The sequence below is a fragment of the Guptibacillus hwajinpoensis genome, assembly GCF_020171785.1.
In the GTDB taxonomy this organism is placed as follows: domain Bacteria; phylum Bacillota; class Bacilli; order Bacillales; family Guptibacillaceae; genus Guptibacillus; species Guptibacillus sedimenti.
In genome coordinates this window covers 139,751-160,047 of record NZ_JAIVAE010000010.1, presented here as the reverse complement: position 1 = coordinate 160,047, position 20,297 = coordinate 139,751, and the positions used below count along the sequence as shown (strand labels likewise).

Sequence of the window (20,297 nt, the reverse complement as noted above, 5' to 3'; positions counted from 1 at the left end):
ACATCCGTAACCGTAACTCATGAAATCATCTCCTTTCATAGTTTCTTCTTTAGTGTATGAAGGAGGAGAGGATAGTGCTTAGGTGTTGGACTAGTTAAAAAAAAGTTAGGTGCACTGCTGGCATCATCTTTAACTTTAAGAAAAATTCTGCTCGTGAAAACTGGTTTTTTCGTTCTATTTAAATGAAGCGTACCCTTCATCAGCCATGACGACACTCCCGTTAATCGCACTAGCTTCTTCTAATGAAAGAAGGTAAACCGCGTCGGCTAGCTGTTCGGGATCTGTGAGTTTATTGCCGATAACTTTTGCTTTCATACCATCGATTAAGCCCTTATCACGATATCCTTGGACGATTGGCGTATCGACAACGCCAGGTGCGACACCAACGACACGGATGCCGTATGGTGCTAAATCAAGTGCAGCTGATTTCGTCATCATATTCACCGCCCCTTTTGTAGCATGGTAAGCGAAAGTGGCTGGCGAAGCGAGAACGCCAAAAACAGAAGTTGTATTGATGATGACGCCTTTCACATTTAAAGTCTTCATCTTTTTAGCGGCAGCCATAATTCCATATGCGACGCCGTGCTGGTTAATGTCGATCACTTTATGATAATCTTCTAAATCAAATTCAGGAAGAGGTGTAGGACGTCCAATTCCCGCGTTATTAAACATCACGTCGATCGTCCCGAATTGTTCAACAGTTTTTTCGATAAGCGCTTCCACATCTTCATAGCGCGAAACATCTGTCTTCACAAAGAGTGCAACTCCACCTGCTGCTTCAATTAATTCAACGGTTTCAGTACCTTTCTTTTCATCAAAATCAGCAACTACGACTTGATCACCTTTCCGTGCGAACTTTAAGCATGTTTGTCTCCCAATTCCACTTGCTCCACCTGTAACTACTACTACTCTATTTGCAGTCATATCTAAGGGCCCCTTTATAAAAGTATTTCACGGCTTTAGTTTATCATCGTTCATATTTAATAAATATTTAAATATAGTTATACTTAATTAAGCATTGCTTAAGGAAGTGTGTAGAATGAATATCGAACAAATGGCGTATATCGTTACAGTGGCAAACACGGGATCCCTATCGAAGGCTGCGGAAGAACTCCACATTAGCTTATCGGCTATCAGCCAATCAATAAGTAAGTTAGAGAACGAATTAGGTTTGAAAATATTTGTGCGTAATCGAGCAGGCGCGGCTCTAACTTCCCAAGGTGAGCAAATTGTATCGAAGGCGAGAGAAGTTATAACAAAGATGGAAGAAGTAAGAGAAGAAGTAAACCGTCAACTAGACATGTTGAGTGGTGAATTAAAGATCGCTACGATTCCAGGACCGATTCATTTGTTAGTTGACGTTGTTTCACGTTTTAAAAGAGCGTATCCTACTGTGAAACTAGAGATTTATGAGAAAGGACCGATAAAAATAATGGAGGACCTGTATCAAAAGAAGTTGGATTTAGGTCTTATTTTAATATCGGATCGGCTTATTCAAAAACATAACATGCTTTTTTTTGAGAAAGTAAGGGAAGGAAAAATGGTCGTAGGGGTAAGAAAGGAATCACCTCTAGCTAGCAAAAAGACGATTAAGCCAGAGGATCTTATTCATGAGACGCTCGTTCTTTACGATGATGCTTATATCGAGCAATTTGTGGCAGAAACGTTATCGCAATTTGGTTCGCCTGATATTTTGTTTACTACGAACAATACAGATGCAATAAAAAATGCTGTTAAGAGAGGGATTGCAGTAACCCTTGGAATTGACTATTCGTTTGGGAACAGGCAATTAAGAGAGCGTGACATTGTTATGGTAGAGATTGAGGAAGGGGCGCATGAAAATGTGTTCCTTGCTCTTGTGAGTCATCGGGAAGGACAAGCGAATCGCGTTAGGCGAGAGTTCGTAGCGAGTATAAAAAAGTATTTTTAAAAAGGCTGGTTCATTATTTGAACCAGCCTTTTTCTTTAAAACGTGAGATCGCTTCGATTCGGTTTGTGACTTCTAATTTATCGAGAATGACCGAAATGTAATTACGAACAGTACCTGGAGTAATATAAAGTTCGCTTGAGATATCTTTCGTGTTTTTACCATCAGCCATCAGCTGGATTACCTGTTTTTCGCGTTCGGTTAGTGGGTTTTCATTTCCAAAAGCGAGATCGACTAGCTCTGGAGCAAAAATTCGCTGACCTTCCATGATTTTACGAATCGAGCTAGCTAATTCATCACTTGGACTATCTTTTAACAAATACCCACTAACCCCAGCTTTACGTGCTCTCTCAAAATAACCGGCGCGTGCAAAAGTGGTAAGAATAATGATTTTGCACGATACACTACTTAATTCTTCCGCAGCATCGAGTCCGCTTTTTAGTGGCATTTCAATGTCCATAATACATATATCGGGATTTAGTTCTTTCACTAAAGAGATCGCTTCTTCACCATTTGTGGCCTGGCCGACGACTTCCATTCCTTCTTCTAGATCGAGTAGAGAGCCAAGCGCTCCTAGGAGCATACGTTGGTCTTCTGCAAGTACGATGCGTATCACACCGATCCCTCCTGTTCAGTTTGTTGAATCACATTTGGTACTCGAATGTTTAAGGTAGTTCCGTGTGAGGAGTGAATTTCAAGAGTTCCGTTTACGAACTCTAATCGTTCTCTCATCCCCTGAAGTCCGTGCCCTTGAAATGACGTTGTTCCTTCAGGGATGCCATTACCGTTATCCTCAACTTGGATCAGGACTTCGGTTGGGGATTGTTCTACGAGAACCCTGCACCATGAAGCTTGGCTATGTTTGACGATATTTGTTACGGCTTCTTTCAGACACATGCTTAAAACATTTTCAGCAAGCAATGGCGTGTTTTCGAGCTGTGGACTCCCTTCAAGACGAAACTCCATTTCCGCCGCTTGTAGGATTTGTTGAACCCGAATCAATTCATCCTCTAACCTGGCTCCCCGCATATTTGAAACCATCTCGCGAACTTCTTTCAATGCGGTTCTTGCAGTCTGTCTTATGTCATGGATTTCATTAATGGCTGCATCAGGTTTTACTGGGATTAATTTTCGAGCTAAATCGCTTTTTAAACCGATCATTGAAAGCTTTTGACCGAGTGTATCATGTAAATCACGTGCGATTCGTTCTCTTTCTTCAATCACCATTAATTGTGAAATCTTTTCATTGGCGCTTTGTAATTGCTGTTCGAGGCGGTGCTGCTTATTACGGTACCGAATTGTGAATGGGAGGAGAGCAACGCCTAGCACACAGATGAAGATAAACGGAAGCTGTGGAAGCAAGGTATCATCATGTGTAAAGAAAATAATGACTGTCCCGGCAATCGTTGTTGTTAAATGAACAATATAGAGTGAGAGAAAACCAGCTTTATTTTCAATGCTACCAATGAAGAACGCTAAAAATAGAGCGAAGTATACGTACCCAAATAAAATTGTCATTACGATACTAATAGCCATTTCAATACTGACCCATAAATAGACCATTTTACTATTAGAGATGAAAGAGAGTCGATAGGATAAGAAAAATAAAAGGATGACAAAAATGCCGATTGTAATTTCAATAACCGATGATGATCTGAAAATAAAAAAGAAGGGGAGCAAACAAAAAATAATCCAAACATAAGAACTGATCCCGGTGTTCTTAGGGATGATATGATACCAGCTTTGCATGGGGATCTCCTTTCGAAACGCTATGGTTACAGGATATACCATCTGTATGTGCATGTCACTTATCTACCATTAGTATAATCTCTTTAAAGATATTGAAAAACCCATCCAAGCTGAATGGGTTTTTCAGTAGTGTTATTTTTCCTGGAAGCTTGGTCTTTTAGCATTCATCATCGCAAGTTTGCCAGGGTTTTTAAGAAGGGGTTTTACCTCTTTAAAGGTAACAAATGTTTTGTTCTTTGTATCATAGAGACGGAATCGAATTGATTCAAGACTTGATAACAACGTAATTGTCGTCGCCTTATGCAATGGTGGCGTAGATTCATGCGCTTTCTCAAGATGATAGTTAGGAACTCTTGGGCTTAAGTGATGTACATGGTGATACCCGATGCTCCCGGATACCCATTGAAGGATTTTTGGAAGCTTGTAATAAGAACTACCATCAACCGCAGCTTTTACAAAATCCCATTCTGTTTCATCTTCATAATAAGAGTCCTCAAATTGGTGTTGTACATAAAACAACCAAATTCCAAGTGACCCTGCAACATAAAGAATTGGTAGCTGAATAATGAGAAACGCTTCCCATCCAATCGCGAGAATCAAAAGAGAATAAATCGCTACAATGGATGCATTTGTAATATAGGTGCTCATACGTTCTTTACGTTTCGCATCTTTACGATTGAAACGATTAGCGATAAGGAACAAGTAAATTGGGCCAAGACCAAACATCACAATCGGGTTACGGTAGAGACGGTAAGCAAGTCTACCCCAAAAGGAAGCTTGGGCATACTCTTCAACCGTCATCACCCAGATGTCACCTGTTCCGCGCTTATCTAAGTTACCGCTCGTTGCATGGTGGATGTTATGCTCACGTTTCCATTTTTCAAAAGGAAAGAGTGTGATGACGCCAGAGATTGTCCCAACAATCCGGTTTGCTTTTTGACTTTTGAAGAAGGAACCGTGCGTACAGTCGTGAAAAATGATAAAGATTCGAACAACAAATCCTCCTGCAATCATTGCAAGTGGAACGGCTAGCCAGGCAGAAACGCTTAAGCTCTGGTAAGCGAGAAACCATAGCAATAAGAATGGAAGAAGGGTGTTCAAAAGCTGTCGTACCCCTACGACCGTGTCGGGTTTTGCGAAAGTTGATACACTTTTTTTCAATTCTTTTTGTTTTTGTTTTTGTTCATTCATATGGTTACCCCTTTGTTAGGCAGAGTTGAAATAACGTTAAGCCTAATGATAGAGGATCGAGTGTCATGGTGTAAGACACAAACGTCAGGACATAACCATGATAAATGTCATGGGTTTGTTGGGGATATTAGGAAAAATCGTTCTAAAAACTTGTGTCCACTTGTTGTTTTGCTCTTCGGCCTTGAACGATAGATTGATGGACTTTCACGGCAATCACTAAAATGATTGCTCCAAAAGCATAACCAGCTACAACATCTGTTGCATAGTGTTCTCCTGTAGCGATACGACTTATGCCAATGATTATAAGTAATAACGTACCTAAGATTAAGCTAATGGTTTTTAATAATGGATGAGGAGAGTGATGATAAATCAAATAGATAATCAAGCCATACATAATGAATCCGATCATTACATGCCCACTTGGAAAGCTATAGCCTTCCTCAACCCCATTCATTGCTGGTCGTTCCCTCTGTGTCCAATTCTTAATCAGCTTGTTCAAAACATTTCCAACCAATACAAAGACGAATACTGCAATGATGCCCGCATAATCTCTTGTTCGGAGCCACAAGATCACCATCGTTAGTAGGGAAATACTTATAATCGCTGGTTTAGATGCTGTGATAGAGAGTAGCTCAAGTCCATGTACCCAATCAGTTAAAAGAGTGCTTCTAAGAAACTCATAAATGGTTTGATCAAATGTGAATGAGACATTTTGTAGGATGCTTCCTGTTAGAAAGATGATAATTGCAAAACTTGCACTCAATAAAGCAAAGAGCAGGGTATTTAGTTTTTTCAATCATTCTACCTCGTTTCTCAAAAAATTCCTTTCTAATTATAATCGTGATAGCTTCAAAAGAAAAGGATACGAATAACACAAAAAAAGCCCCCAAAATCTCATTATAGAGATTTGGGGACTTAAAGAAATGCTACTCTAAATTCGCATGTTTCCCATACATTTTATTCGTATCTAAACCTTTCTTTTCCATGAATCGCAAAATAATTGCATCATAGAAAAGCAAAAGGGTTTGTTCGAATAACGATCCCATTGGTTGAATGGTTTCGTACTCACCAGACTGATCTTTGGGAGAGCCTGGTAATGTTACGATAATATCTGCTAATTCACCAATTGTAGAGTTAGGATTAATTGTAACACCCGCAATTTTTCCACCAATGTTCGCAGCTTTCTTCGCAATAGAGACGAGCTGCTTCGTTTCACCAGAACCTGATCCAATGATGATGAGATCACCTTCTTCAAAGGTAGGTGTGACTGTTTCGCCAACAACGTAAGCGTCAATGCCCATATGCATCATACGCATGGCAAAGGACTTTGCCATAAAGCCAGATCGGCCCCCGCCAGCAACGAATACTTTGTTGGCTCCTAGTATTTCATTGGCGAGCTGTTCAGCCTCTTCGTCAGCAATGAGATCTACTGAACGATTTAGCTCATCAATAATTTCAGCTAAATAGTGAGTAGTCTGCATAGTCGTATTATCCTTTAATGAGCTTTTGCATTTTTGATGCAACGGCTTTTTTATCGTCTTCACCAGTAATACCGCCACCTACGATGACAAGGTCTGGTTGTACTTTTACAACTTCTTCAAGAGAATCAAGCTTAATGCCACCAGCGATTGCTGTTTTCGCGTTCTTTACGACGCCTTTAATTGTTTCAAGGTCTTCGAAAGAATTCTGGCCTTTTGCTTGAAGATCGTATCCAGTGTGGACACAAATATAGTCAACGCCAAGTGCGTCTACTTCTTTCGCACGAGTTGCGAGATCTTTCACTGCCATCATATCGACAAGGATTTCCTTACCTTGTTTCTTCGCTTCTTCAACAGCACCTTTGATTGATTCATCTTCAGCAGCACCAAGAATTGTGATGATATCTGCGTTAGATTCAGATGCTTTCATAACTTCATAACCTGCAGCATCCATAATTTTAAGGTCTGCAAGAACTTCAAGGTTAGGGAATGCTGCTTTCATATCTTTGACAGCACGAAGACCTTCATTGATGACGATCGGCGTACCGATTTCAACGATATCAATATGCTCCTGAACTTCTTTCACTAGTTCAATACCTTCTTCTGTGTTTACCAAATCTAATGCTAGCTGTAATTTCATAATGCTTTCACTCCCAGTCCATATTTTTTCTTTCTCTCTCTTGTCCGACACCAATATAATCGATCTGTTGGTGTAGTAGCAAGTATACTGCTTACTACCTATTAATGTAAGTACGCACATTAAACTTACATAGTGTCAAAAAGTATACTATGAGTTATACTGGGCTTAAACGGAGGTGATGCGTATGTCACGTACCCAGGATAAAACATTTTACTGTGAAAAAGAATTAACGCTTGCGGTTATCGGAGGCAAATGGAAAATGCTTATCTTATGGCATTTAGGCAAGCAGGGAACGAAGCGATTTGGTGAGCTAAAGTCACTAATGCCGGGAATTACACAGCGAATGCTAGTGAACCAGCTACGAGAATTAGAAGACGACCAAATCGTACATCGAGAAGTATACCCTGTTGTCCCTCCGAAAGTAGAGTATTCCCTTACCGAGCAAGGTGAAACATTAATGCCTATACTCGACTCCATGTATGAGTGGGGGAAGAATTACAATCAGAACGTCCTTGGCAAACCGATTGAGACGAAAGAGTCTGTATAGAAATAAACGAAAAGCCGGGGCGCTCCCCGGCTTTTCGCTTATTTTAATATTCGACTAAAAGTGAAAGTTCTTCCTTAATTGTTTCCCATGCAAATGAATTCGTATCGGTCAGCACAAAGTGTTCTGCTGAGGGGAGTTCGATAAGTTTAACAAAATCGCCTTCGCCTTCAGCTTCGCGCTGGTAGTAATCACTAATCCCGATCGGAACATTAATGTCTAGCGCACCATGAACGAGAATTTGTTGAACACCAAGTGGAAGAAGTTCCACAGGAGAAGCATTTTTATAGCGCTCTGGATATTCTTTAGGCGAACCGCCTAATAGTTCTGCAGTAGGATTATTTGGTTCAAGAGAGAGGACTTGATCTCTGTACTCATGCACACCATGCATCATCTCAAGGTCGTTCACACCAGCAAGGCTAACCACTCCGTGAATAAGAAGAGGTGTGTCTGTAATGAATAACTCACTATTCTTATCTATACGGTGACGCGCAGCAATCCATGTAGCAAGATGGCCCCCAGCTGAATGTCCAATCGTAACCACTTTATTTAGATCGAGCGGATAGGATTCTGCAAGTGTCCTTATGTAGTCAGTTGCTTCTGCGGCATCTGTAAGTGTTCCTGGATAACCTCCGCCTTCTTGTCCTGTCCGACGGTATTCAATGTTCCACGTGGCAAACCCACTCGCTGTTAAATCTTCCGCCACTTCTCTCATGATCTCAAGTGTGAACGGTTTTCGCCAAAAGCCGCCGTGAATAACGATTGCTACCGGAAAAGGTCCATCTCCTTCTGGAAGTCGTAGTTCGCCAAATTGATTTTCGTTCTCTCCGTAGAAAAATTTCTTCATGTTACTTACCACCTCTCAGATTGGATTAGAGTCCTCTTCATTATCGCATATCTCCCGAAACTTTTATTAGGTAAGGAATTGAAAAAACCAATCGTTAATCGATTGGCTTTACTTCATAAAAAGGATAATGATACCTATTGTCCGAACTTTATTCCTTTTGCAACGCTATAGAAATTATTTACAATCATAAATGATCCTGTATTGCCCCCACCGGATCCGCTAACTGTATTACTTACGGATATTGGAGAAATCGTGTGTGCACACTGGACTACCGTTCCGCTGTTGTTTGTAATGATTACTGGCCCTCTAATAAAACAACCCATCTATTTCACTCCTAAAAAAGCCGTCTTCTGATAGTAGTATATGGACAAACTGAGTGAATGGTGTGGACATGTATTGAGAATCAGCGTCTATATTGAATGAATCATAAAAATAGGAGCCAGCTGCCTGACTCCTAAGAAACTCGTTAACTGATGAAAAGGGCTTGAACAAAGGTGATTCCCCCTGTGATGAGTAAAAAGACGAAGCTATATTTGAGAGTGAAACGGAAGAGATCTCCTTCACGTCCTACAAGGCCAACCGCACCTGTGGCCACAGCGATAGACTGAGGAGATAGCATTTTTGCCATCACGCCACCCGCGGTATTCGCAGCAACTAGCACCATCGGAAGAACAGCAATTTGTTGAGCAGTAATTTGTTGTAAGTTCCCGAATAAAGCATTGTTAGACGTAACAGAACCTGTTAAGAATACGCCAATCCATCCTAGAAGTGGAGAAAGGAATGGGAAGATACCTCCGCTTGCAGCAAGAGCTAGACCCAATGTAGAGCTCATGCCACTATAATTTGCAATGAAGGCAAATCCTAGCACCATCATAATTGTAAGTACGGGCTTTTGAAGTTCTTTTACTGTTTCAACAAAAGCTTCTAGCGCTGCTTTAGGACTCATTCTAAGAATGAAGATGGATAGGATCGCAGCGATGAAGATAGCCGTTCCTGTTGCTGAAAGAAGATCAAGTTTCAACATCGCCCCATATGGTGTTGGTTCACTGACAATTGGTGCTGTTTTAATAACGAGATTATGGAGTCCAGGTACAGGAATTTGAAGGATCGTTGCTTCAAGCAATCCGCCTTCTACAAATAAATTTTTGAAAGGTTTTAAACTCCAGATTGTGACCATTGCTGTTAAAGCAATGAATGGAGACCATGCTTTTAAAATTCGGCCAGCTGTTAGCTGAGCTTCAGGGTCAAGAGAAACAGCAAGCTGTGCTTCAACTTCAGGATCAATCGTAAGGTTTTGCTTGGTTTTTGGATGCCATATTTTCACGAATACAGCTACGGCTACTAAACTAACGATAGAAGACGTAATGTTAGGCAGTTCAGGTCCAATAAATGTGACTGTCGCCCATTGAGTAATAGCATATGTGCTACCGGCAACGAGAGCTGCTGGCCATACTTCTTTCAAGCCTTTCATACCATCCATAATGACGACGAGTAGGAATGGAATTGTGAAAGAGATAAAGGGAAGAGACGTGCCGAGAAATTGCCCAATTTCCATTGGAGCGAGTCCACTTACTTGACCAGCAACAATGACAGGGATGCCCATTGCGCCAAAAGCGCCGCTAGCTGTATTGGCGATTAAACATAGTCCAGCCGCTTTAAGTGGTTCGAATCCAAGTCCGACAAGAAGAGCGGCTGTAATCGCAATCGGTGCGCCAAAACCAGCTGCGCCTTCAAGAAACGCATTAAATGAAAAGGCGACGAGCAACATTTGGATTCGTTTGTCATCTGTAATGGATACAATGGAACTCCTGATAATATCGAATTGCCCACTTTTTACAGAAAGTTTATAAAGGTAGACAGCTCCAATTACGATGTAAGATATTGGCCATAAGCCAAATGCAAAACCGTAACCAGTTGTCGCAGCAACCATCGTAATCGGCATATCATAGAAGAGAATCGCAATCACGATAGCGAGCATCACTGTAACCGTAGCAGCGATATGCCCTTTCATTCGAAAAGCGGTAAGAGCAAGAAAGAAAAAGATAATCGGAATAAGAGCAATAAAAGCGGATAGCCAGATGTTCGTAAATGGATCATATACTTGTGTCCATGTTTCCATGGGGATCACCTCTTAAGCGTTATAGTAGGGTTTCATTTCACTGTCTCAAAACAGGGTTTCATTGCTTCTTGTAACGTCCTTGCAGAATGATGCAATTGCTCCATCTCTGTTTCTGTGAGGTCAAGCTCCACAACTTCTCGAATACCGTTTCTGTCGATAATGGCAGGGGCGCCAATATAGATGTCATCAAGACCATATTCACCTTGCATCAATGTAGAGATCGTTAGAATAGAGCTTTCGTTTCTTAGAATTGCTTTGGTCAGACGAACAAGTCCCATTGCAATACCGTAATAAGTTGCGCCTTTCCGATTAATGATGTGGTAAGCCGCGTCGCGGACGTTCGTAAAAATCTCGTCAAGTACTGGCAGCTCCTCTTCTGATAGCATTTGCGTTACTGGGCGACTACTAATGGTTGCGTGACTCCAAACGGGAAGCTCCGTATCGCCATGCTCGCCGAGGATATAAGCATGTACATTTCGAGAATCGACCTGGAAATGCTCGCCGATTAAGTAACGAAGTCTTGCGGTATCGAGAATCGTACCAGAACCAATAACACGTTCCATCGGCAGACCAGAGAATTTCCATGTCGCGTAAGAGAGGATATCTACTGGATTCGTGGCAACGATGAATAGTCCGTCAAAACCACTCTCCATAACGGCAGTAACAATTCCCTTGAAGATGTTTACATTCTTTTCAACAAGATCAAGTCTCGTTTCCCCAGGCTTCTGATTTGCCCCAGCTGTGATGACGACAATGTCAGCATCTCGACAGTCTTCATAATCCCCTGCCCAAATTCTCATAGCCGATCCAAACGGCAACCCGTGATTTAAATCTCTTGCTTCTCCTTCAGCTTTTTCTTTATTTAAGTCGATTAGAACCATTTCGTTAACAACTTCTTGATTCAATAAAGCGAAAGCATAGCTTGTCCCAACAAATCCAGTTCCAATGACGGCGACTCTCGTTGTATAGCGTTCGTTTTTCATATCAATTCCACCAATCTATAGTTTGTGATGTCTTTCACATACATACTATAACGTGGATTTAATAGCTCATATGTGACAAAGATCACATGAAAAGGTTTACATATAAAATTAATTTTAAAAGGTAAAATAAACCTAATTAAATGAGAAATCTATGTAAAAAACGCTCAAAATTTGAGCGTTTCGTTTTTTTACCAGAAAAAGAAAGGCGACCAGCTATAAGCAGCGATGGAAGCAAGGCCGACGGCAATGAGAGCCGCCCCGAAAAAAAAGTAGTTACCAAAGCCGGGACCGTCGTTTCCGCCGCCCTCCATCGGGCGCAGGTACACATTGTCACGATCACAGTGGTCGATGTATCCATAGTGCGTTGTGCCATCGTGGCAGCGAATGGCTACACATCTGCCAACATTTTTATTGAATTCCTCGTGATAAGACATGTTATTCCTCATTTCTCGTTTAGTGTAAGAGTAACGTAACTCTCCGAACTTGCTAGATACATTATTACTCTATGAAATAAACATAGAGGAGGTTTGGACAGGAATGGAATTGAAGCAAAATAACAACACTTTAATAAAAGAAATTAAGTAGCTATGATAAAGATACAATAGAGGAGGTGCGGGATGGACACGGTTAAGCCACTAGGGTCATTTTATAGAGTGGATGATGAGGGCTATTTGGTAAACGATACGTCGTGGGAGAAAATTGATCGAAACTATCGAAATGCGATCAATCGTGCTGTTGAAATTTTAACTCTAGCAATCCCTATAAGCAGCATTTACATAAGGGGATCAGTGCCAAAGGGGAATGGGATTGAGGGTATATCGGATCTTGATTTCATCGTTTTAACGGACCAAGATAATGAAAAAGCAGCTGAGCTCCTAAATGAAAAACTAACAGATGAATTTCCATGGGTGAGTGGTTGTGAGGTAAGCTTTTTTTCACCGCAAAAGCTAGGGAAATTAACGCGCTTTTCAATCATTCCATTTATGCTCAAAACGTCTAGTCTCTGTGTATACGGAAATGACTTAACAAATGATATTCCGAATTTTAAGCCAGACCGAGCCCTTGCCAATGATCATCTCATTCAGTTGCGAAAACATATTAATCAGGCGAAAAAAGAGCTGCTCGGCAATGAAGATGCGGAAGATATTGCGGAGTGCTGTACATGGATTATGAAAATAATTGTTCGTAGTGGACTAGCGCTTGTCATGGAACAAAAGCCAATGTATACAAGAGATCTCTATCCAGCGTATGCGGTATTTAGCGCTCATTACTCACAGAAAGAACAAGAAATGAAGCAGGCCATAACTTATGCGATTGTACCTTCTAAATCGGCAGATGAAATAACTTGTTTTTTGAATGGGTTTGGGGAATGGATGATTCAAGAATCAAATCAATGGTTAGATCAATACAATCCGAGTCGAGTACCTTATATGCCTATAACATAATAGGTAAATGAAAGAGGCCGGAGATCAAGTAAATGATCTTCGGCCTCTTTCATTTATAAATAGGTAATTAACGCGATTCCGCCTAAGAACAAACCACTTAGAATGAGTTTACCGAAAAGAGGAAGTTGTTCTTTTCCCTTTTCGTTGATTCGTTCTTCTTCTTCATCAAGAGTCGTTTTGTATTTTGAATGACAGCAGCCCATATCATCACACCTTTACTATTCGTCAAAGGGGGATTTTCTGTTCAACGTATCCTTTATGCAACGCTGTCCTTATCCCAACCTGAAATATCGATTTCGAGGGGAATGTTGGCAGCGCGTTGCTTACGAGCCGAGTAAAAGAAAGCTACAATAACGGCGATCGTAATGATGGTTGCACCGATGTAGGCGACATTCATTGGTAAGCGAAAGCCGATTGGTGCATTAAGAATGTAAGTGGTGGTTGCCATTGTGATGAAAATCGCTGGAATCATGGCAATCCAGTAGTTTTTCTTCGCAATAAACAAGTACATCGCGCCAACCCATAGAGCAATCATGGCAGTAGACTGATTAGCCCATGAGAAGTATCTCCATAGCAGGGTGAAATCAATTTTCGTAAGCCCAAATGCCACAACGAACAGCGGTAGTGCGATCCAGAGACGATTTGTTACTTTACGCTGTGAGTAATTAAAGTAGTCTGCAATAATCATGCGAGCACTTCTGAAGGCTGTATCGCCAGACGTGATTGGAAGGACGATAACGCCAAGAATGGCAAGCGTTCCACCGATCGCACCTAGCATAAGAGTAGAAGCTTCACTTACAATCGCAGCCGGTCCACCATTCGCAAGCAGTTCATTTAGCCCAACTGGTCCATTAAATAAACTCATAGCAGCAGCAGCCCAAATCATTGCAATGACACCTTCTGCAATCATCATTCCGTAGAAGATGTTACGACCTTGTTTTTCATTTTGCGTTGTGCGTGAAATGATTGGCGTTTGTGTGGCGTGAAACCCAGAAAGTGCGCCGCAAGAGATTGTTAAGAATAACAACGGAAAGACCGGTGCGTTGTCAGGGTGGAAATTACTTAGCGTGATTTCAGGAATTGGTGCGCCAGTGAATACAAGCCCAGCACCAACCCCGAGTGCGCTAATAAGAAGAAGTGCACCAAAAATCGGATAAAAGCGTCCAATGATTTTATCAATCGGTAACAATGTAGCTAGGATATAGTAAACAAAAATTGCTCCTAGAATAAGACCCATTGTTGCCCAGCCGTTCATTAAGTTGTTCAATAGTCCAGCTGGTGCTGTGACAAACACCGTTCCTGTTAGGAGGAGAAGTAGCACAGCGAATGCATTCACAACGTGCTTCATCACTTTTCCAAGAAACTTTCCTGCAAGTTCAGGTAAGTGAGCGCCCCTGTTACGAATGGAGATCATTCCTGTAAGGTAATCGTGAACAGCTCCTGCGAAAATACAGCCAAATACGATCCAGAGAAAAGCGACTGGTCCATAGAGTGCACCAAGGATCGGGCCGAAGATTGGACCAACTCCTGCAATGTTCAATAATTGAATCAAGGAGTTCTTCTTCGTGTTCATTGGAAGGTAATCGACGCCATCCTGATGGGTATAGGCCGGGGTTTGACGAGCTTCCTTAATGCCGAAAACCTTCTCTACAAATTTACCATAAGTAAAATAACCAATAATTAGAAGTGCAATTCCTGCTAGAAATGTATACATGAAATCATCCCTTTCCGTACGAATGTATGCGTTTACATAAATTATAAGAGATGAGAGGGAGGAATGGACTCATTCCGCTCTAACATGTCTGAAAGTTGGATTGAGATGTCAGTATGAAAGACTGAAATGCACTCGGAATTACAATTCAAGTTCCGTACGTAGCGCTTTTACATAATTACGACTGACCGAAAGCTTCTCCCCATATCCTTCTAATTCAAGCTGATAAGCACCATTAAACCAGGGAGTCAGGCGCGTCACGTAGTGAAGATTAACAAGGTATCCTTTATGAATTCTAAAAAATGAGAAGGAGGATAGTCGGATTTCAAGTTCTTTTAACGCCATCTTCACTTCGTACTCACCATTTTTCACAACGATCCGTGAGACTTTTTCATCGCGAAAAATAAAGAGAATATCATTTGGATCAAGGTAATGAATCTCACCTTCTAGTTCAACTGAGAGCTTGCCTTTTTTGGGAGGAAGTTCTTCTTTAGTCGAAACTTGCATCACCTTCTCTAGACGCTGTACCGTTTGATAAAGCAGCTCTTCATCATAAGGTTTCAAAAGATAGTCAACCGCTTCATATCGAAAAGCTTCTGCAGCAAATTCAGGATAAGCAGTCGCAAAAACGATGTGCGGTGGTTTTTTTAATTCATGCAGAGCTCTGGCAGCTTCCATACCATTCATACCAGGCATTTCAACATCAAGAAAAACCACATCAGGGTGAAGTTGGACAGCTTTCACAACCGCTGATTCCCCAGAATCAGCTTCACCGCAAACGTTCACTGTTTGGAATTGACCGAGAAGGTGAACAAGTTCCTGTCGACTGTATCGTTCATCGTCAACAATTAAAATATTTATGACGTTCATTTATTTGTCCTCCATGGTTGGGATCTTAAAGCAAATGGTCGTTCCTTCGTGTAAGATGCTATGAATTTGAAGAGTAGCTTCCGTTCCATATAACATGGATAGACGTCGATTCACGTTATAGAGTCCCAGTCCTGTGCCAAGCTGAGATGGAACGTGCATTTTTCCGAGCTGTCTTAGTCGCTCAGGAGGAATACCCTCTCCATTATCTGTGACACAGACGAGGACGCCGTTTGCATGGCGCTCAATACTAATTTTAACTAGACAGTCTGTATTTTTATTTTTTATGCCATGTTTAATCGCATTTTCAACAATAGGTTGCAGGGTAAGGGGAGGTAGATTCATCGTTAATGCACTTTCATCAATTTCGTAGATTACTGTGAGGCGATCCACGAAGCGCGCCTCTTCTATTTCAAGATAGGCTCTTACGTGTTTTAACTCTTGATGAAGCGACGTCATGTTTGCCGTCGTTCCAGATAAATTCTGTCTTAAGAAATGTGAAAGGGAGACGAGTAATTTACGTGCTTTATCTGGTTCAATTCGAATTAACGAAATGATCGTATTAAGTGAATTAAACAGAAAGTGCGGACTAATTTGTGCTTGTAATGCTTTGATTTCAGCTTCTTTCGCGAGCTGATAGGCTTTATCTGCTTCAGCGATTTCGAGCTGATTACTAAGAAGATTGCTGAGACCGAGCACAAGCTCAGTAATAATATGGGTAATCTCTTTTTCCGATCGGAAGTAAAATTTCAGCGTGCCGATTGTTTTTCCTCGCTGTTTAAGCGGGGCAATGATGGCAGCTCCGAGCGGGCAGTCTTTCTCGGCGCAGTGAATGGTCTGATCGTTTGCTACAACAATCTCACCGTTATGAATAACGTCCTTCGTAATGGTCGTTTGAATTTCGTGTCCAGATTGATGATGGTCGTTCGCAAGGCCAACGTGACTCAGGATGTGCGTGCGATCTGTTATTGCGACCGCACTACCTTCAATTTCACGATGAAGAATCTGACAGACTTCATTCGCCGAAGCTTCGGAAAGGCCTTTTCTGAGATAACCAAGTGTTTGATCCGCGATACGAAGGGTTTTCTGTGCCTGAAGAGCACCAGCTTTTTCTTCCTCGTTTACAACATTTTTTATAATAAGAAGGAAGAGAGCACAGCCAATCCCATTTGCGAGAATCATTGGGATTCCGATGACTTCTACTAAAGCCAGGGCATTTTGGAACGGTTTAGAAAGCATTAAGATAATGAGCATTTGAACGGCTTCTGCACCTGCACCGATCATGAAGGCTGATCGAAGTTTTACATGACGATTTCGTTTGTGTAGAGAGCCCGCGATAAGTCCAGCAATAATGGAGGCAAGTCCACAAGCTAATGCTGTGAATCCGCCGAGCATATAGCGATGAACCCCTGCGATAAGACCTGCACCAAATCCAACTCTCTTTCCACCAAGAAGTCCAGCAAGAACGACTCCGATTACTCTGGAATTTGCGATGGCTTCGTCAGAAGAAACTTCAAGTGGCCAGGAATTAAATTGGAGTGAATCTGTACTAAATGTTAATCCTGTATACGTTCCGATGATCCCAAAGAAACCAAAGAAGCCAATCGCAACATACTGCTGCTTACGAGCAAGCTGATCGCTGTAGATCATATCTCGGAAGAAGCGAAAGCGGGTTAGCACAAATGCAATTGTAACGATAATGCCAAGTCGCTCTAGCATCGTAAGCAAGAGTTCGATCATGAGGGGAAGCTCCTTTCGCTGTGTTGGTGCCTGTCACCACCCGGTTTAAGTCAAATTCTGTCGAATGGTAAAGCGGTTACTTTTTATTATACGGGTTTTAATAAAGAGATAAAATGGATGAACAAGAGAAGACGAATCTCTCAAACATAAAGTGCGATTTCATTTCTTAGGTTACGTTTGAATATCAAATTTCCTTAACCGGTACTGCAAGCTTTGTCTACTCAGACCTAACACCTGCGCTGTTCTCGAGATATTGTTTTTGTTTTCTTTAAGCACTTGTTGAATATATTTTTTTTCAACTTTCTCCATCTGTTCTTTCAACGGGATGACTTGATTTGAGTGATGAATGGTTAGTTGATCAGGCTCAATTAAATGCTTTTCTTTTTGTAATGAAGATTTATTTCGATACTGAATGGGCAAATGAGAATAGTGTATGATGTCTTCGCTCATCATTAAATTCATCGCTCCTTCAATAATATGCTCTAATTCTCTTACATTCCCCGGCCAATCGTAAGACTGAAATGATTCCGAGACGTCGGTGTCCACACCTTTTACGTCCATTTGAAAGAGATCGTTGTATTTTGAAATAAACGAATCCACTAACAAAGAGATATCCTCTTTCCTTTCTCTAAGTGGAGGGATAAATAGTGTCACAACTCCAAGTCGGTAATACAAATCTTTACGCATTCGTTCCTTCGCAATAGCTTCAATGGGGTCTTCGTTCATTGTAGCAATGATTCTCACATCAATGGCCTTATCTTCTGTATCACCAATGCGCCGAATTGTTTTTTCCTGTAGCACTCTCAACAGTTTCGCTTGTAAATTCATACTTAATGAATTGATTTCATCAAGCAATAACGTTCCGCCTTCTGCTTGTTCAAATAATCCTGGACGTTCCATAGCCCCTGTAAATGCACCGCGTTTTGTACCAAATAAAAGACTTTCAATTAAATTATCTGGGAGGGCAGCACAGTTTTGCGAAATAAACGGAGCGGAAGATCGGTGGCTACCATTGTGGATGCTTTGAGCAAATAATTCTTTCCCAGTTCCAGTTTCCCCAACGATCAAAACAGACGACGATGTCCTCGTGCTCCGCTTTGTATTCTCAATCACTTCTTGAATGGCATAACTACTTCCGATAATGCTATCAAATGTAAAGCGCGTATTCCCTTTTCGATTCATATTATCTCGGATTAACCGTTCTAATTTAGTTACATCGTTTGAAATTTCGACAGCGCCTTTAATCCTTCCATTTTCTAAAATAGGAAAAGAATGATTAATTGTCGTGATTTCTTTCCCTTTATTATTGAAATACGTTTGTTTCACATTTGACGTCTCGATCCCCTTTTGAAGCGCCTTAACGAGCGTGCTGCTTTCATTTGCAGAGAACATGAAAACATCTAATAAATATTTATCAAGCACATCCTGGTGATCCATTGCTTCAATTTGCATCATTTTCGGATTGTAAATGATCGTTTTGCCTTTCTCGTCGATCACATGAACACCCACGTCGATTTCATCGATGATTTTTTTATATACCTGGTTTATGGTTTCGAGAGATTTACAGTCGTTCTCAGTGTCATTATCCAAAATACATACCTCCTTTACTGCTATCGTTATTGTATGTGTAGAAGTACATGCGTTGCAATATTATTTTGCACATGCATGCAAAATAGATCAATTATACGCAAAGGGATTTTGCATATCTGAATTGAATATTCCTCGTCATCCTTATGCTTCACGCGTAAACAAAAGTTGGCATAAAACTTGCTAATTACTAAGGGGAGAGAAGAGCGAAGTTATTTTTGCTCCTCTAGGTGAGGCGAACTTTTAAAGGAGGATGAACATGAAGACACACACAACGACTGAGAATGTCATTGAAAAAACAATTCAACTTGGAGCGAATAACTATAACCCGCTTCCAATTGTTATTACGGAAGCGGAAGGGGTTTGGGTAAAAGACCCTGAAGGTAACCGATACATGGATATGCTGAGTGCTTATTCAGCAGTTAATCAAGGACATCGTCACCCGAAGATCATTCAAGCATTAAAAGACCAAGCAGATCGGATTACATTAACTTCTAGAGCTTTTCATAACGACCAATTGGCTCCGTTTTATGAGAAGGTCGCAAAGCTAACAAATAAAGCAAAAGTTCTTCCTATGAACACTGGGGCAGAAGCTGTTGAAACCGCCATTAAAACAGTGCGACGCTGGGCTTATGATGTAAAAGGCGTTTCTGAAAATCAGGCGGAAATTATAGCATGTGTAGGGAATTTCCATGGACGTACAATGACCGCTGTATCCCTCTCCTCTGAGGCTGAATACCAGAGAGGTTTCGGTCCAATGTTACCGGGAATTAAACTCATTCCTTACGGCGATATAGAAGCGCTAAGAAAAGCCATCACACCAAACACGGCTGCTTTTCTTTTTGAACCGATTCAAGGAGAAGCAGGGATCGTAATTCCGCCTGAAGGGTTCTTAAAAGAAGCTTATGACGTATGTAAAGAAAACAATGTTCTTTACGTAGCAGATGAAATACAGGCCGGCCTTGGTCGCTCTGGTAAAACGTTCGCCTGCGATTGGGAAGATGTTGAGCCGGATATTTATATACTTGGAAAGGCACTTGGCGGTGGCGTTTTCCCGATTTCGTGTATTGCAGCAAATGAAGAAATTCTTGGGGTATTTAATCCCGGGTCACATGGTTCTACATTTGGTGGGAATCCACTTGGGTGCGCAGTATCGGTTGCAGCCCTGGACGTATTGGAAAATGAGCAGTTAGCTCAGCGATCACTCGAGCTTGGCAACTATTTTCAAGAAAAATTAAAGGAAATCGATAATCCTCTTATAAAAGAAGTACGCGGTAAAGGGCTATTTATCGGAGTTGAATTAACAGAGCCAGCAAGACTTTACTGCGAAAAGTTAAAAGAAGAAGGGCTTTTATGTAAAGAAACGCATGATACGGTGATCCGATTTGCGCCACCGCTTATCATTTCAAAAGAAGATCTTGATTGGGCTATAGCTAAAATCGTAAATGTGTTGTCCAAGTAAGAACATT

General features: G+C 41.3%; 21 protein-coding genes. 4 read left to right on the top strand and 17 right to left on the bottom strand.

The window, feature by feature from the left end; genetic code table 11:
- Positions 1-174: 174 nt before the first annotated feature.
- Complete coding sequence (locus tag LCL91_RS15745) at positions 175-924, bottom strand: SDR family NAD(P)-dependent oxidoreductase (RefSeq protein ID WP_224883712.1); 750 nt, start codon at positions 922-924, stop codon at positions 175-177.
- 115 nt (positions 925-1,039) lie between these two features.
- Between LCL91_RS15745 and LCL91_RS15740 the strand changes: the two genes are divergently transcribed.
- Positions 1,040-1,930, top strand: coding sequence for a LysR family transcriptional regulator (locus LCL91_RS15740; RefSeq protein WP_224883710.1), 891 nt, complete (start codon positions 1,040-1,042; stop codon positions 1,928-1,930).
- A 13-nt stretch (positions 1,931-1,943) separates the two neighbouring features.
- Here the strand turns inward: LCL91_RS15740 and LCL91_RS15735 are convergent, their stop codons facing one another.
- The 6 genes from LCL91_RS15735 to hxlA form a co-directional block, all read right to left on the bottom strand.
- The gene (locus tag LCL91_RS15735) at positions 1,944-2,543 is read right to left on the bottom strand and encodes a response regulator (RefSeq protein ID WP_224883708.1); all 600 of its coding nucleotides are present in this window, start codon (positions 2,541-2,543) and stop codon (positions 1,944-1,946) included.
- Positions 2,540-3,676: a sensor histidine kinase gene (locus LCL91_RS15730; RefSeq protein ID WP_224883706.1), complete on the bottom strand. Its 1,137-nt coding sequence runs from the start codon at positions 3,674-3,676 to the stop codon at positions 2,540-2,542. Before LCL91_RS15730 ends, LCL91_RS15735 begins: the two co-directional genes overlap by 4 nt.
- Positions 3,677-3,808: 132 nt before the next feature.
- Positions 3,809-4,867: a fatty acid desaturase gene (locus LCL91_RS15725; RefSeq protein ID WP_224883704.1), complete on the bottom strand. Its 1,059-nt coding sequence runs from the start codon at positions 4,865-4,867 to the stop codon at positions 3,809-3,811.
- A gap of 142 nt (positions 4,868-5,009) precedes the next feature.
- The gene (locus LCL91_RS15720; protein ID WP_224883703.1) at positions 5,010-5,663 is read right to left on the bottom strand and encodes a phosphatase PAP2 family protein; all 654 of its coding nucleotides are present in this window, start codon (positions 5,661-5,663) and stop codon (positions 5,010-5,012) included.
- Between the two features lie 130 nt (positions 5,664-5,793).
- Entirely contained in the window at positions 5,794-6,348 is a 555-nt protein-coding gene (hxlB, locus tag LCL91_RS15715; RefSeq protein ID WP_224883702.1) for a 6-phospho-3-hexuloisomerase, read from the bottom strand.
- Between the two features lie 7 nt (positions 6,349-6,355).
- On the bottom strand, positions 6,356-6,985 hold the full coding sequence (gene hxlA / locus LCL91_RS15710) for a 3-hexulose-6-phosphate synthase (RefSeq protein WP_160920595.1): 630 nt from the start codon (positions 6,983-6,985) through the stop codon (positions 6,356-6,358).
- A 184-nt stretch (positions 6,986-7,169) separates the two neighbouring features.
- Here hxlA and LCL91_RS15705 point away from each other — a divergent pair, with 184 nt between their 5' ends.
- Positions 7,170-7,532, top strand: a complete 363-nt coding sequence (locus tag LCL91_RS15705) for a winged helix-turn-helix transcriptional regulator (protein ID WP_098446173.1) — start codon at positions 7,170-7,172, stop codon at positions 7,530-7,532.
- Positions 7,533-7,575: 43 nt separating this feature from the next.
- Here the strand turns inward: LCL91_RS15705 and LCL91_RS15700 are convergent, their stop codons facing one another.
- From LCL91_RS15700 to LCL91_RS15680, 5 genes are all read right to left on the bottom strand, one after another.
- Entirely contained in the window at positions 7,576-8,376 is an 801-nt protein-coding gene (locus tag LCL91_RS15700) for an alpha/beta hydrolase family protein (protein ID WP_224883701.1), read from the bottom strand.
- A gap of 134 nt (positions 8,377-8,510) precedes the next feature.
- Entirely contained in the window at positions 8,511-8,699 is a 189-nt protein-coding gene (locus tag LCL91_RS15695) for a spore germination protein (protein WP_224883700.1), read from the bottom strand.
- Positions 8,700-8,842: 143 nt separating this feature from the next.
- Positions 8,843-10,495: a lactate permease LctP family transporter gene (locus tag LCL91_RS15690; protein ID WP_224883699.1), complete on the bottom strand. Its 1,653-nt coding sequence runs from the start codon at positions 10,493-10,495 to the stop codon at positions 8,843-8,845.
- A gap of 32 nt (positions 10,496-10,527) precedes the next feature.
- Positions 10,528-11,478: an L-lactate dehydrogenase gene (locus tag LCL91_RS15685; RefSeq protein ID WP_224883698.1), complete on the bottom strand. Its 951-nt coding sequence runs from the start codon at positions 11,476-11,478 to the stop codon at positions 10,528-10,530.
- Positions 11,479-11,666: 188 nt separating this feature from the next.
- On the bottom strand, positions 11,667-11,912 hold the full coding sequence (locus LCL91_RS15680; RefSeq protein WP_224883697.1) for a hypothetical protein: 246 nt from the start codon (positions 11,910-11,912) through the stop codon (positions 11,667-11,669).
- Positions 11,913-12,095: 183 nt separating this feature from the next.
- On the opposite strand from LCL91_RS15680, the gene LCL91_RS15675 reads away from it, so the two are divergent.
- Entirely contained in the window at positions 12,096-12,923 is an 828-nt protein-coding gene (locus LCL91_RS15675; RefSeq protein ID WP_224883695.1) for a nucleotidyltransferase, read from the top strand.
- A 53-nt stretch (positions 12,924-12,976) separates the two neighbouring features.
- On the opposite strand, the gene LCL91_RS15670 is transcribed toward LCL91_RS15675, so the two are convergent.
- The 5 genes from LCL91_RS15670 to LCL91_RS15650 all read right to left on the bottom strand — a co-directional run bounded on the left by LCL91_RS15670 (position 12,977) and on the right by LCL91_RS15650 (position 18,789).
- Positions 12,977-13,126: a hypothetical protein gene (locus LCL91_RS15670; RefSeq protein WP_224883694.1), complete on the bottom strand. Its 150-nt coding sequence runs from the start codon at positions 13,124-13,126 to the stop codon at positions 12,977-12,979.
- Between the two features lie 53 nt (positions 13,127-13,179).
- Entirely contained in the window at positions 13,180-14,637 is a 1,458-nt protein-coding gene (locus tag LCL91_RS15665) for a carbon starvation CstA family protein (RefSeq protein ID WP_160920603.1), read from the bottom strand.
- A 138-nt stretch (positions 14,638-14,775) separates the two neighbouring features.
- On the bottom strand, positions 14,776-15,504 hold the full coding sequence (locus LCL91_RS15660) for a LytR/AlgR family response regulator transcription factor (protein ID WP_224883693.1): 729 nt from the start codon (positions 15,502-15,504) through the stop codon (positions 14,776-14,778).
- Entirely contained in the window at positions 15,505-17,241 is a 1,737-nt protein-coding gene (locus LCL91_RS15655; protein WP_224883692.1) for a sensor histidine kinase, read from the bottom strand.
- Between the two features lie 171 nt (positions 17,242-17,412).
- Positions 17,413-18,789, bottom strand: a complete 1,377-nt coding sequence (locus LCL91_RS15650) for a sigma 54-interacting transcriptional regulator (protein ID WP_224883803.1) — start codon at positions 18,787-18,789, stop codon at positions 17,413-17,415.
- 298 nt (positions 18,790-19,087) lie between these two features.
- Here LCL91_RS15650 and LCL91_RS15645 point away from each other — a divergent pair, with 298 nt between their 5' ends.
- A complete protein-coding gene (locus LCL91_RS15645) occupies positions 19,088-20,290 on the top strand; it encodes an ornithine--oxo-acid transaminase (RefSeq protein ID WP_224883691.1) in 1,203 nt (400 codons plus the stop codon).
- Positions 20,291-20,297: the final 7 nt, after the last annotated feature.

Excerpts from the sequence above, each read along its gene's own strand:
- LCL91_RS15660 (WP_224883693.1), bottom strand. The coding sequence starts at position 15,504 with ATGAACGTCATAAATATTTTAATTGTTGACGATGAACGATACAGTCGA.
- LCL91_RS15745 (WP_224883712.1), bottom strand. The coding sequence starts at position 924 with ATGACTGCAAATAGAGTAGTAGTAGTTACAGGTGGAGCAAGTGGAATT.
- LCL91_RS15695 (WP_224883700.1), bottom strand. The coding sequence starts at position 8,699 with ATGGGTTGTTTTATTAGAGGGCCAGTAATCATTACAAACAACAGCGGA.
- LCL91_RS15685 (WP_224883698.1), bottom strand. The coding sequence starts at position 11,478 with ATGAAAAACGAACGCTATACAACGAGAGTCGCCGTCATTGGAACTGGA.
- LCL91_RS15690 (WP_224883699.1), bottom strand. The coding sequence starts at position 10,495 with ATGGAAACATGGACACAAGTATATGATCCATTTACGAACATCTGGCTA.
- LCL91_RS15670 (WP_224883694.1), bottom strand. The coding sequence starts at position 13,126 with ATGGGCTGCTGTCATTCAAAATACAAAACGACTCTTGATGAAGAAGAA.
- LCL91_RS15665 (WP_160920603.1), bottom strand. The coding sequence starts at position 14,637 with ATGTATACATTTCTAGCAGGAATTGCACTTCTAATTATTGGTTATTTT.
- LCL91_RS15740 (WP_224883710.1), top strand. The coding sequence starts at position 1,040 with ATGAATATCGAACAAATGGCGTATATCGTTACAGTGGCAAACACGGGA.
- LCL91_RS15675 (WP_224883695.1), top strand. The coding sequence starts at position 12,096 with ATGGACACGGTTAAGCCACTAGGGTCATTTTATAGAGTGGATGATGAG.
- LCL91_RS15725 (WP_224883704.1), bottom strand. The coding sequence starts at position 4,867 with ATGAATGAACAAAAACAAAAACAAAAAGAATTGAAAAAAAGTGTATCA.
- LCL91_RS15700 (WP_224883701.1), bottom strand. The coding sequence starts at position 8,376 with ATGAAGAAATTTTTCTACGGAGAGAACGAAAATCAATTTGGCGAACTA.
- hxlB (WP_224883702.1), bottom strand. The coding sequence starts at position 6,348 with ATGCAGACTACTCACTATTTAGCTGAAATTATTGATGAGCTAAATCGT.
- hxlA (WP_160920595.1), bottom strand. The coding sequence starts at position 6,985 with ATGAAATTACAGCTAGCATTAGATTTGGTAAACACAGAAGAAGGTATT.
- LCL91_RS15680 (WP_224883697.1), bottom strand. The coding sequence starts at position 11,912 with ATGTCTTATCACGAGGAATTCAATAAAAATGTTGGCAGATGTGTAGCC.
- LCL91_RS15645 (WP_224883691.1), top strand. The coding sequence starts at position 19,088 with ATGAAGACACACACAACGACTGAGAATGTCATTGAAAAAACAATTCAA.
- LCL91_RS15705 (WP_098446173.1), top strand. The coding sequence starts at position 7,170 with ATGTCACGTACCCAGGATAAAACATTTTACTGTGAAAAAGAATTAACG.
- LCL91_RS15730 (WP_224883706.1), bottom strand. The coding sequence starts at position 3,676 with ATGCAAAGCTGGTATCATATCATCCCTAAGAACACCGGGATCAGTTCT.
- LCL91_RS15655 (WP_224883692.1), bottom strand. The coding sequence starts at position 17,241 with ATGATCGAACTCTTGCTTACGATGCTAGAGCGACTTGGCATTATCGTT.